The 12,217-nt window shown below is 64.6% G+C and carries 8 protein-coding genes and 1 pseudogene; 1 reads left to right on the top strand and 8 read right to left on the bottom strand.

All coding sequences use genetic code 11. The annotated features are described in order from the left end of the window. From JWQ24_RS15190 to JWQ24_RS15155, 8 genes and pseudogenes are all read right to left on the bottom strand, one after another. On the bottom strand, window positions 1-416 hold a 416-nt coding region (locus tag JWQ24_RS15190; protein ID WP_366521447.1), incomplete at its 3' end, for an acyl-CoA dehydrogenase family protein. A 218-nt stretch (window positions 417-634) separates the two neighbouring features. Continuing rightward, window positions 635-1,297, bottom strand: coding sequence for a flavin reductase family protein (locus JWQ24_RS15185; RefSeq protein ID WP_299809486.1), 663 nt, complete (start codon window positions 1,295-1,297; stop codon window positions 635-637). Between the two features lie 49 nt (window positions 1,298-1,346). Next, the gene (locus JWQ24_RS15180; protein WP_299809483.1) at window positions 1,347-1,946 is read right to left on the bottom strand and encodes a TetR/AcrR family transcriptional regulator; all 600 of its coding nucleotides are present in this window, start codon (window positions 1,944-1,946) and stop codon (window positions 1,347-1,349) included. A gap of 16 nt (window positions 1,947-1,962) precedes the next feature. Continuing rightward, window positions 1,963-5,106: pseudogene (locus tag JWQ24_RS15175) on the bottom strand (efflux RND transporter permease subunit). A gap of 12 nt (window positions 5,107-5,118) precedes the next feature. After that, window positions 5,119-6,225 carry an efflux RND transporter periplasmic adaptor subunit gene (locus tag JWQ24_RS15170; protein WP_299809480.1) on the bottom strand — a complete coding sequence of 369 codons (1,107 nt, stop codon included), beginning with the start codon at window positions 6,223-6,225 and terminating at the stop codon, window positions 5,119-5,121. 120 nt (window positions 6,226-6,345) lie between these two features. After that, entirely contained in the window at window positions 6,346-7,683 is a 1,338-nt protein-coding gene (locus tag JWQ24_RS15165) for an MFS transporter (RefSeq protein WP_299809477.1), read from the bottom strand. A 118-nt stretch (window positions 7,684-7,801) separates the two neighbouring features. Next, window positions 7,802-8,383 carry a TetR/AcrR family transcriptional regulator gene (locus JWQ24_RS15160; RefSeq protein WP_299809474.1) on the bottom strand — a complete coding sequence of 194 codons (582 nt, stop codon included), beginning with the start codon at window positions 8,381-8,383 and terminating at the stop codon, window positions 7,802-7,804. 79 nt (window positions 8,384-8,462) lie between these two features. Further along, window positions 8,463-9,719, bottom strand: coding sequence for an Hsp70 family protein (locus tag JWQ24_RS15155; protein WP_299809471.1), 1,257 nt, complete (start codon window positions 9,717-9,719; stop codon window positions 8,463-8,465). Window positions 9,720-9,961: 242 nt separating this feature from the next. Here JWQ24_RS15155 and JWQ24_RS15150 point away from each other — a divergent pair. After that, window positions 9,962-12,217: Tex family protein (locus JWQ24_RS15150; protein ID WP_299809468.1), on the top strand; the 2,256-nt coding region annotated here is incomplete at its 3' end.

Genomic DNA, 12,217 nt, shown 5'->3' with positions numbered 1-12,217 from the left:
ACCACCGAGCGCGACGAGATCTTGCGCACGATCTCGGAATGCGCGAACGGCGAGAAGCCGAGCCCGCCAAACTCCTTCGGGATGATCATGCCGAAGAATTTTTCGCGCTTGATGAAGTCCCAGACTTCCGGCGGCAGGTCGCGCAGCTCCCAGTTGATCTTCCAGTCGTCGAGCATTTCGCAAAGGCGATCGACCGGTCCGGTCATGAAGGCCTGTTCTTCGGCGGTGAGCTTGGCAGGCTTTACCTTCAGCAGCTTGGCCCAGTCCGGATTTCCGGTGAACAGGTCGGCGTCCCACCAGGTGTCACCGGCCTCCAGCGCCTCGCGCTCGGTGTCCGACATGGTCGGCAGCACGCCCTTGGCCCAACCGAAGATCGGCTTGGAGATGACATCGCGGCGGAAGCTGAATGAGCGCATGGGAAGATCCTCTGGGATCGAAGCGGCTGCCGCCCCCGGAGGGTAAACAGCCGCCGAAAGGCATTTGCTCGGGATGCAGCCCGATCCGCGATGGTTCTACACGAATACAGCGACGCTACCGGGCGGATGCCGAGCCATCCTTAACGGCAGGATACCGCAACGGTTCCCGAAATGCGATTTGGCGCGCCGTGACCTGTCGTCACGGCGCGCCAGGCGCCTCAGTCGGGCCGGTTCATCTCGAACATCGCGTCGGGCCTGATCTCGAAATAATCGCCGCGGCGGCCGGCACGGACGATCGGGCGCGCCAGAGCGGTCTGGTACACGCCGTCCTGGATCAGTTTCTTGTCGATGTGCACGGCGACCACCTCGCCCAGCGTCAGCCAGCCGCCGAGCTTGCTGCCGTCCGCGCCCTGCAACTGGATGATCTGTGTCAGCTTGCACTCGAACGACACCGGGCTCTCGCCGACCCGCGGCACGTTGACGACCCTGCCCGGCACCGCCGTCAGCCCGGCGAGCGCGAATTCATCGACCTCCGCGGCGACATGGGCGGCGGTGGCGTTCATCTGCTTGGCCAGATCCATCGTGGCCAGATTCCAGACGAATTCGCCGGTTTCCTCGATGTTCTGGATGGTATCCTTGCGCGACGTGCTGGAGAACCCGATGATCGGCGGGGTGTAGTTGAAGCCGTTGAAGAAGCTGTAGGGCGCCAGATTGACGTGGCCCTTGCCGCTGCGCGACGAAATCCAGCCGATCGGGCGCGGCGCGATGATGGCGTTGAACGGATCGTGCTTGAGGCCGTGGCCGTTGGCCGGCTCGTAGAAATGCAAATCCTTCGGGCTGAGATCGGTCACGCGAAAATCCCCTGTGATGACATTCGTCATCGTCTAGAGCCTTTTCCGTTCCGATAGAAGTCACTTCCCCGAAAACGCTCTAGCGGCGCGGCAAGAGCCCGGCCAGCACGAAGTCGATCATCTGGTCCAGCGAGGGACCGGGCTTGGTGGCGCATTGCGCGATCATCTGCGGGTGGAAGAACCGCAGCATGGACGTGCAGGTGCACATCGCCGCCAGCGGCACGTCGGCCACATGGAATTCGCCGGATGCCGCGCCGTCCGCGATTACCCCGGCGATCGTGCCGGTGATCCGCTCCATATGCGCGGTGCAGACGTCCCAGCTTTCCTCCATCGCGATCGCCACCATTTCGTGCAGCTTGGAATCGCCGACATAACGCTCGGCGTTCATCTGGTGGATCGAGGTCAGCAATTCGCGCAGCCGCCGCGAGGCCGGTGCGGGCGCCGCGACGATCACCTGCGCGGCGTCCTCGACCTCGCCCATCAGCCGCTGCGCCACCGCGGAGACGATCGACTTCTTCGAATCGAAGAAGCGATAGACGTTGGCCGGGCTCATCCGCATCACCTTGGCGATGTCGGCGACGGTGGTCTTCTGGTAGCCGATCTCGCGAAACAGGCGTTCCGCCACCACGATGATGCGGGCCTGCATGTCGGCTTCGACTGTATCGGAAACGAGACTCATAGCATTCAATCTTCAATTATTCGGCAGCGGCGGCAAGTGGAATCACCGCGTGATCACGATACCGCGCTGCATGGTGATCGACATCCTCGCCGGGGCCACGCTCCTCCAGCGTCTTGCGAAACCAGAGCGCGTAGAGACCCGGCAGATACAGCAGCGTCAGGAAGGTCGCCACGAACAGGCCGCCCATGATGGTGATCGCCATCGGTCCCCAGAATGCAGAGCGCGTGAGCGGGATCATCGCCAGGATCGCGGCCAGCGCAGTCAGCACCACCGGGCGGGCGCGGCGCACCGTGGCTTCCACGATGGCCTCGCGGCGGGTCAGGCCATGCGCGACGTCGGTCTCGATCTGATCGACGAGGATGACGGCGTTGCGCATGATCATGCCGGCCAGCGCGATCAGGCCGAGCAGCGCGACGAAGCCAAACGGCGCGTTGGCGACGTTCAGCGCCAATGATGCGCCGACGATACCGAGCGGCGCCGTCAGGAACACCAGCAGCAGCCGCGAGAAGCTCTGCAACTGGACCATCAGCAGTGTCAGCATGAGGATGATCATCAACGGAAACAGCACGATGATGGAACTGTTGCCCTTGGCGGACTCCTCGAACGCGCCACCGGCCTCGATGCGCTAGGCCGGCTGCAGGCTGTCGCGGATCGCCTGCAGTTGCGGCACGAGCTGCGCGGTGATGTCCGGCGGCTGCACACCATCGACGACATCGGCGCGCACGGTGATCGCCATGTCGCGGTTGCGCCGCCACAGGATAGGCTCCTCATGGGCATATTCGATGTTGGCGACCTGCGACAGCGGTACTGCGACGCCGTTTCGCGAGGTGATGGTGAGGTCGCCGACGCTGCCGAGATCGAGCCGTTCGGACGGCACCGCCCGCGCCACGACGCCGACCTTCTCGATACCGTCGCGCACGGTGGTCACCGGCGCGCCGGAGATCAGCATCGCCAGCGATTGCGACAGTTCCTGCGGCGTCAGGCCGAGCGCACGGGCGCGGTCCTGATCGACGACCAGCCGGAGGTACGGCGTCTGTTCGTTCCAGTCGAGATGCGGATCGATCACGCTCTTGTTGGCGCGCATTACCTCGCGGACCCGGTAGGCGATCTCGCGCACGGTCGCGGTATCCGGCCCGACGACGCGAAACTGTACGGGGAAGCCGACCGGCGGGCCGAAGTTGAAGCGGTCGACGCGTACCCGCGCTTCCGGCAACTGGCCATCGGCGACAGCCTTTTCGATATGAGCCTTGATGCGTTCACGCTCCTCGACGCCCTTGGCGACGATGACGATTTCGGCGAAAGATTCGTTCGGCAATTGCGGATTGAGGCCTAGCCAGAACCGCGGCGAGCCCCTTCCGACATAGGACGTGAAGGTCGCGATGTCCTTGTCGTCCTTGAGCAGCTTCTCGGCGTTCTGCACCGTCTTCTCCGTCACGCCGAAGGCCGTGCCCTCGGGCAACCGCAGTTGCAGGAACAGCTCGGGCCGTTCCGACAGCGGGAAGAACTGCTGCTGCACATGGCCGAAGCCGACGATGGACGCGGCGAAGATTCCGACCGTGGCGACGACTACCTTGATGCGGTGCTCGACGCACCAGGCGATTACGCTGCGCAGACCGCGATACATCCGCGTCTCGTAGACGGCGTGCGGATCGTGGTTGGCTTTGCCGTGCGCGGCGAAGTTCGGCAGCAGCTTGACGCCGATATAGGGCGTGAAGATCACGGCGACGAACCACGAGGCGATCAGCGCGATCGCCACGATCCAGAAGATGCCGCCGGCATATTCGCCGACCGCGGAATTGGCGAAGCCGATCGGCAGGAAGCCTACCGCGGTGATCAGCGTGCCGGTCAGCATCGGAAACGCTGTGGATTCCCAGGCGAAGGACGCGGCGCGAACGCGGTCCCAGCCCTGCTCCATCTTCACCACCATCATCTCGACCGCGATGATGGCGTCGTCCACGAGCAGGCCGAGCGCAATGATCAACGCGCCGAGCGTAATGCGATGCAGGTCGATCGACATGGCGTTCATCACGACAAACACGATCGCCAGCACCAGGGGCACCGACAGCGCGACCACGATGCCGGTGCGCCAGCCCAGCGCCAGGAAGCTGACGAACAGCACGATGGCCAGCGCCTCGACGAAGGAATGCACGAATTCGCCGACTGCCTTCTCGACCACCACCGGCTGGTCGGCGATCTGCTCGATCTGGATGCCCTGCGGCACGGCGGCCATGAATTCGTTCTTGGCCCTTTCGACAGCCTTGCCGAGGTCGAGAATGTTGGCGCCGTTCGCCGTCACCACGCCGAGCGCCAGCGCCGGCTGGCCCTTCTGCCGCACCTTGAAATCCGGCGGATCGACGAAGCCGTGGCTGACGGTGGCGATGTCGCCGAGGCGGAAGGTGCGGCCGCCGGTCTCGACCGGCGTTTCCGCCACCGCCTTGAAGCCGTCGAGCGCGCCGGTGACGCGCAACGGCACGCGCTGCGACGAGGTTTCCACCGTGCCGGCCGGCGTGATCGCGTTCTGCTTGGCGAGCGAGTCGAACAAGGTCTGCGGCGTGATGCCGAGCGTCGCCAGCTTGGCGTGCGAAAATTCGACGAAGATCTTCTCGTCCTGGGTGCCGTAGAAGTTCACCTTGTTGACGCCGGGCACCTTGAGCAGGCGCTGTCGCAGCCCTTCGGCGATCTTCTTCAGCTGCGCGTAGTCGGCGCCATCGCCGGTCATCGTATAGAGAATCGAATCGACGTCGCTGAATTCGTCGTTCACCGTCGGTCCGACCAGATTGACCGGCAGGCTGCCCTGCACGTCCGCGAGCTTCTTGCGCAGCATGTAGAACAAATACGGCACGTCCTTCGGCGGCGCATTGTCCTTGAACGTCATCTGCAACGCCGTGAAGGACGGCTTCGAATAGGTCTGCACCTTGTCGAAATAGGGCAGCTCCTGCAGCTTCTTCTCGATCGGATCGGCGACCTGCTCCTGCATCTCCTTGGCGGTGGCGCCGGGCCAGATCGCGGTGATGTTGACGACCTTCACGGTGAAGGACGGATCTTCCGCGCGGCCGAGCTTCTCGTAGGAGAAGAACCCGGCGACACCGAGCGCCACGATCAGGAACAGGATCAGCGCGGGATGGCTGACCGCCCAGGCGGAGAGGTTGAAGCGATGCATCGGCGTGGTCCCTTAAAAGGTCAGCGCGGAGACGACGCGGACTTTTTGCGCCGGGTCCAGCTTCTGCACGCCGAGCGTCACGACCTTCGCGCCGTCCTCGACGCCGCCGGAGATGATCACGTCGTTGCTCTCATAGGACTTCACCTTGACCGGCTTCAGCGCGACATCGCCATTGTCGCTGACGGTGTAGAGCGAGGGGTTGGCGCCCTGGCTGAACAATGCCGATAGCGGGAGGCGCGCCACGCGCTCGGTCGCGGCGTCGGACAGGGTCAGCGTCGCGGTCATGCCGAGCGACACCTTGTCGTCGGCATCGGGTAGCGAGAACTTGGCGAGATAGGTGCGCGTCGCCGGATCGGCATTCGGCGCGATCTCGCGCAATTTCGCGGCGTATTGCTTGCCGGGCTCCGACCACAGCGAGACGCGCGCGGTGCCGTCCTTGGCACGGCCGACCAGCGTCTCCGGGATCGCCACCACAGCTTCCTTCTCCGCAAAGCGCGCGACGCGCACCGCGGTCTGGCCGGAGCTGACCACTTGGCCCGGATCGATCAGGGTCGCGGTAACGACGCCGCGGGTGTCCGCGAGCAGGGTCGCATAGGACAGGCTGTTCCTGGTGAGGTTCACCGAACGCTCGGCGCGGTTGAGGCGGGCACGGGCCTCATCGGCCGAGGCTTTCGCCTGGTCGACCTGGGCCTGCGTCGACCAGCCCTTGGCGCGCAATTCATTGGCGCGGCCTTCGGCAGCGCCGGCATTGGCCAACACGCCGGTGGCGGCGGTGAATTCGGCGACCGCCTGCTCGGCCTGCAGCGACAGATCGACTTCGTCCAGCGTGGCCAGCGGTTGGCCGATCTCGACGGTCTGGCCGACCTCGACCAGACGCTTGGCGACCTTGCCGGGGACGCGGAAGCCGATGTCGGTCTCGACGCGCGGCTTGATGGTGCCGACGAAACTGCGCGCCGGTGCTTCCGGCTGGAATTTAACGGTCGCCACCAGCACTGGCCGCGGCAGTTCGGCCTTGGCCTCGGGTTTCTTGCCGCAACCGGCCAGCACCAAGGCCGGCAGCAGGATCACGGCAACCGCGAGCGGCTGGCGAAAACGGGGAGAAATCAATTGACCGGACATCGCAAGCTTCCTTCGGTGGCGTCGAAGGAAATTTGGACTGATCACTGACGATTGTCAATAATCGTCAGTGATCACAAAAAGGTCGTCTTGCCGCCTCTGCAGGCACTAGAGGGTGCAATATTACCCCTTTTTCCGTACCGGTGGCGCAAATTCCGCCGAGGTGTCCTGGCGGCCGAACAAGACCAGCAGGCCGGCGATCAGCGGCATCACCGCCAGCACCAGCAAGCCTGTCGAGGTGCTGCCGGTCGTCTCCTTGACCCAGCCGATCAGGTACGGCCCGCCGAAACCGGCGAGATTACCGATCGAGTTGATCATCGCGATGCCGCCGGCGGCTGCGGCCCCGGTCAGCCACGAGGTCGGCAGCGTCCAGAACAGAGCGAAGGTGCAGAACACACCCACCGCCGCGAACGTCAGCGCGATCATCGTCCAGACGGGATCGGTGAGCACACCGGCCACGCCCAGCGACGCCGCAATCAGGATCAGCGGCAGCCCGACATGTTTGATGCGCTCGCGCGTCCGGTCGGAATGCCGCGCCCACAGGATCATCGCGACCGAGCCGAAGAGATAGGGGATCGCGGTGACGAAGCCGGTCTGCACGTTGCTGAAGCCGAACGCCTTGACGATCTGCGGCAGCCAGAACTGCATGCCGTACAGCGAGGCCACGAAGCCGAAGTAGATCAGAGAGAGCTTCAGGACCCGGCCCGACAACAGCGTCTGCCACAACGTCATCTGACCGGCCTGCTGCTTCGCCGCCACTTCGGCGTCGATCCTGGATGCCAGCCAGGCCTTCTGCTCGGCCGACAGCCAGGTCGCCTGCGACGGCCTGTCGGTCAGGTAGAACCAGGTGACGACACCGAGCACGACCGAGGGAATGCCCTCGATGATGAACAGCCATTGCCAGCCCTTGAGGCCCATCACGCCGTCGAGCCCGAGCAGCATGCCGGACACGGGCGCGCCGATCACGGTTGAGACCGGCACCGCGACAGCGAAGGCGGCAAGAAAGCGCGCGCGGTATTCGGCTGGATACCAGTAGGTCAGATACAGGATGATGCCGGGGAAGAAGCCGGCTTCGGCTACGCCGAGCAGGAAGCGCAGCGCATAGAAGCTCCAGGGCCCCGTCACCAGCGCCATCAGCGCGGAGATCAGCCCCCACGTCACCATAATGCGCGCGATCCAGCGGCTGGCGCCGAATTTCTCCAGCGCGATGTTGGAGGGCACCTCGAACAGGAAATAGCCGATGAAGAAAATGCCGGCGCCCCAGGCAAACACCGTCGGCGAGAAATTCAGCTCGGCATTCATGGTGAGGGCGGCGAAGCCGAGATTGACGCGGTCGAGATAGGCCAGGAAATAGGCCAGCACAAGAAACGGAATCAGCCGCCACGAGATCGCGCGGATGGTCGAAGTTTCGATGTCGGATTTGGCGCGCGCGACATTTTCCGCGGCAGCGGTCTGGCTCATGGGCGTCTCCCGGCATTTTGTTTTTGGCGGCGGCGAAACGCCGCACTTGGTTAGTCCGGGAGGTCTATCGAACTGCACGGGAGACGGCAACCGCCGGGGATCATCCGGGACCCGGTACCTAGCGCAGCACCTGGGTGAACAGCACCTGCTTGAAGCGCGCGAACGGCGCCGGGCTGCGCTCCGCCTTGGCAAGCAGACAGGCGCCCTGCAGCGACGAGACGATGAAGCCGGCGACTTCGGCGCTGTCGAAATCATCCGGCAATTCGCCGGCATCGACGGCCGCGCGCAAGCAGGTCGCCAGGTTGCCCTGCAGTTCCGCAAAAATCTCGACCAGCCGCGCGCGGATCAGCTCGCTGTGATCGGTCGCCTCGGCGGAGAAGTTGCCTAACATGCAGCCGTTGCGCATCTGGTTGGCGTCGAGCCGGGACTGGCTGGCGTCGACGTAATCGCGCAGCCGCTGTAACGGCGACAACCCCTCGTTGAGCAGCGTTTCCGCCATCAGCTCGCGGCCGGCGGCGAGATACAGATCGAGAATCTCGAGGACGAATTCTTCCTTGCAGGCGAAGTGGTTGGTGAACGAGCCCTGCGGCACGCCCGCCGCCTGCACGATGTCGCGCACGCTGGCCCCGGCATAGCCATGCGCATGCACGACCTCGAGGCCTGCAGTCAGAATCCGTTCGCGGTTCGACAGCTTCGTCATGCGATTAATATGGCCGTCCACATCGCGCGATCAAGGGTGCGGAGCCGCATCCTGTTGCGCCTCGTGGGCGAAGGGAAGCTTAATGTCCCGGCCCGTAGCGCCGGATAGCTTCGATGGTCAGGCCCTTGCCGACCGCGCCAAAAGTGTCGCCGTCGATCGCGCGGGCGTTGGGCACGGCTTCGGTGATGGCCTTGCGGACGTGGGCGAGCTGCACCGAGCCGCCGGTCAGGAACACGGCGTCAATGTCGTCGGCGGCAAGCCCGGCCTGCTCCAGGCAGGTCTCGATCCGCGCCTTGATGCGGTCGGCGAGCGACTGGGTGTGGCCGACCAGTTCCTTGCGCACGACGCCTGCGGCAAGCCCGGGCTCGATCCAGTCGAGCGCGATGCTGGCCTTCTGCTTGTCCGACAGCGAAATCTTGGCGCCCTCGATCTCCATCGCCAGCGTGTGGCCGCGCTGCTCGTCGAGCACGCGGACCAGGCGATCCAGCAGTTCCGGCTGCTTCGATTCGAAGCGGACCTGACGAACCTCGTTCAGCACCTTGGAATCATACATCCGGTTGATACTGGACCAGGTCGCGAGATCGTGGAAATAGCCCGAAGGCACGTCGAGCCCGGCGCGCTTCATCGCCGTGCGATAGCCGAGTAGCGGCATGATCACGCCGAGGCTGAGCTGGCGGTCGAAATCGGTGCCGCCAATGCGGACACCGTCATTGGCCAGAATGTCGTCCTTGCGCTCGGCATGGCGATGCCGCTCGGGCGAAAGCCGCACGATGGAGAAGTCCGACGTACCGCCGCCGATGTCGGCGATCAGCGCGATCTCTTCCGAATGCAGCGTGCGCTCGTAATCCAGCGCCGCCGCGATCGGCTCGAACTGGAAGGTGACTTCCTCGAAACCGATATCGGAGGCAATGTCGCGCAGGGTCGCTTCGGCCTTGCGGTCGTTGACCTCGTTGTTGTCCACGAAATGCACCGGGCGGCCGTGCACCACATTGCGCAAGGGGCGGCCGGTGGCGGCTTCGGCGCGGCGCTTCACGGCGCTGAGATACCAGGCGATGATGTCGCGAAAGCTGGTTCGCTCGCGGCCGGTCTTGGTGGTCTCGTCGATCAGCGCGGTGCCGAGCACCGATTTGAGGCTGCGCATCAGACGGCCCGGCGCGCCTTCGACATAGGCCTCGATCGCCTTGCGGCCGATCAGAGTGGCGCCGTCGCCCGCGTAGAAAATCGCGCTGGGAATCGTGCCGTGATCGAGTTCCAGCGCGGCCAGAACCGGGACATCGTCCACGATGGTACCGAGCGTCGTGTTCGACGTTCCAAAATCAAGACCGCAAGTAGACATCATCGCTCCCGGGAGGAACGTTCGTCTACACACATCGCCGGCCGCGATCTAGCATTATCTTTTTGCAATGCAAAAAGCGGTCAATTGGCTGAAAAAGGCTGATATTTTCAAATGCGAACAAGGCCATCCACAGAAGATTGCGCCCCGCCCCGCCGGGGTTGATGAATCGCTCGCCATGGGTCCATAAGCGTTTCCCGACGGCGGGGAATTGACCCGCCGCGATGTTGCGAAGGAACTGCGCGTTGGCAAATATTATTCGACAGATTGCGGAAGAACTGGGCGTGCGCGAGCAACAGGTCGCGGCGACGGTCGAACTGCTCGATGGCGGTGCCACCGTGCCGTTCGTCGCCCGCTACCGCAAGGAAGTCACCGGCGAACTCGACGACACCCAACTGCGCAACCTCGAAGAGCGGCTGAACTATCTGCGCGAGCTGGAAGCGCGCCGTCTCGTGATCCTTGAATCGGTGAAGGAACAGGGCAAGCTCGACGACAAGGTGCTGGCCGCGATCATGGCCGCCGACAGCAAGGGCCGTCTCGAAGACATCTATTTGCCGTTCAAGCCGAAACGCCGCACCAAGTCGGAGATCGCCAAGGAAGCCGGCCTCGAGCCTTTGTCCGAGCTGCTTCTGACCGAACCGCAGAACGACCCGAAGAAGGTCGCCGAGCCCTTCGTCAATGCCGACAAGGCGGTCGCCGACGTCACAGCCGCGCTCGACGGCGCGCGCGCGATTCTGGTCGAGCGTTTTGCCGAAGACGCCGACCTGATCGGCGCACTGCGCGAGCAGATGTGGTCGAACGGGCTGATGGCCTCCAAGGTGCGCGACGGCAAGAAGGCCGAAGGCGAGAAGTTCAAGGACTATTTCGAATTCAGCGAGCCGCTGAACAAGCTGCCGTCGCACCGCATTCTGGCGATGTTCCGCGGCGAGAAGGAAGAGATCCTCGATCTGCAGATGCAGCCGGATCGCCCGCCCGCCGAACCCTCGACGGCTGTGGTGGTCAGTTCCTATGAAATGAAGATCATGCAGCGTTTTGCGATCTCCGATCAGGGCCGGCCCGGCGACAAATGGCTGACCGAGACGGTGCGCTGGGCGTGGCGCACGAAGATCCAGGTGCATCTCAACATCGACCTGCGGATGCGGCTGTGGACCGCGGCGGAAACCGAAGCGGTGCGCGTGTTCGCCTCCAACCTGCGCGATCTGCTGCTGGCGGCACCCGCCGGCGCACGCGTCACGATGGGCCTCGATCCGGGCTTCCGCTCCGGCGTCAAGGTCGCCGTGATCGATGCCACCGGCAAGGTGGTCGCCACCACCGCGATCTATCCGCATGAGCCGCAGCGTCAGTGGGACGCGGCGCTGGCGACGCTCGGCAAGCTCGCAGTCACTCACAAGGTCGACCTGATCGCGATCGGCAACGGCACCGCATCGCGCGAAACCGACAAGCTGGCGATGGATCTGGTCAAGCTGCTGCCCGACCTGAAAATGTCGAAGATCGTGGTGTCGGAAGCCGGCGCGTCGGTCTATTCGGCCTCGGCCTTCGCCTCCGAAGAACTGCCGGAGCTCGACGTCACGCTGCGCGGCGCAGTTTCGATCGCGCGGCGTCTGCAGGATCCGCTGGCCGAACTGGTGAAGATCGATCCCAAGGCGATCGGCGTCGGCCAGTACCAGCACGATCTCGGCGAGAGCAAGCTGGCGCGCTCGCTCGATGCCGTCGTGGAAGACTGCGTGAACGCGGTCGGCGTCGATGCCAATACGGCGTCCGCGCCCTTGCTGGCGCGGGTCTCGGGCATCGGATCCGGCCTGGCGCAGAGCATCGTGCAGCACCGCGACGCCAACGGCCCGTTCGCGTCGCGCAAGGCGCTGAAGGAGGTGCCGCGGCTGGGGCCGAAGGCGTTCGAGCAATGCGCGGGTTTTCTGCGCATCCAGGGCGGCGCCGATCCGCTCGATGCCTCCGGCGTGCATCCGGAGGCCTATCCGGTGGTGCGGCGAATTCTCGCGGCGACCAAGAGCGACATCAAGGCGCTGATCGGCAATGCCGAGATCGTGCGGCAGTTGAAGCCGCAGAGTTTTGTCGACGACAATTTCGGGCTGCCGACGGTGACCGACATCCTGCGCGAACTGGAAAAGCCCGGCCGCGATCCGCGTCCGGCCTTCAAGGCCGCGGTGTTCAAGGAGGGCGTCGAGACGCTGAAAGATCTCAAGCGCGGCATGATCCTGGAGGGCACCGTCACCAACGTCGCCGCGTTCGGCGCCTTCGTCGACATCGGCGTGCACCAGGACGGGCTGGTGCACGTGTCCGCGATGTCGCGGAACTTCGTCTCGGATCCGCGCGAGGTGGCCAAGCCCGGGGATGTGGTCCGGGTCAAGGTGATAAGTGTCGACGCGGCCCGCAAGCGGATCGCGCTGTCCCTGCGCCTGGACGATGAGCTGCCACGCGACGACGGCGGCCCCGCGGCCCCGGCTGCGGGGGCATCCCGCCCGCAATCCGAGCGCCCGCCCCGC

The organism is Tardiphaga sp., from assembly GCF_028290495.1.
In the GTDB taxonomy this organism is placed as follows: domain Bacteria; phylum Pseudomonadota; class Alphaproteobacteria; order Rhizobiales; family Xanthobacteraceae; genus Tardiphaga.
The sequence above is the reverse complement of the archived record's forward strand: the minus strand, read 5'-3'. Positions and strand labels throughout refer to the sequence as shown.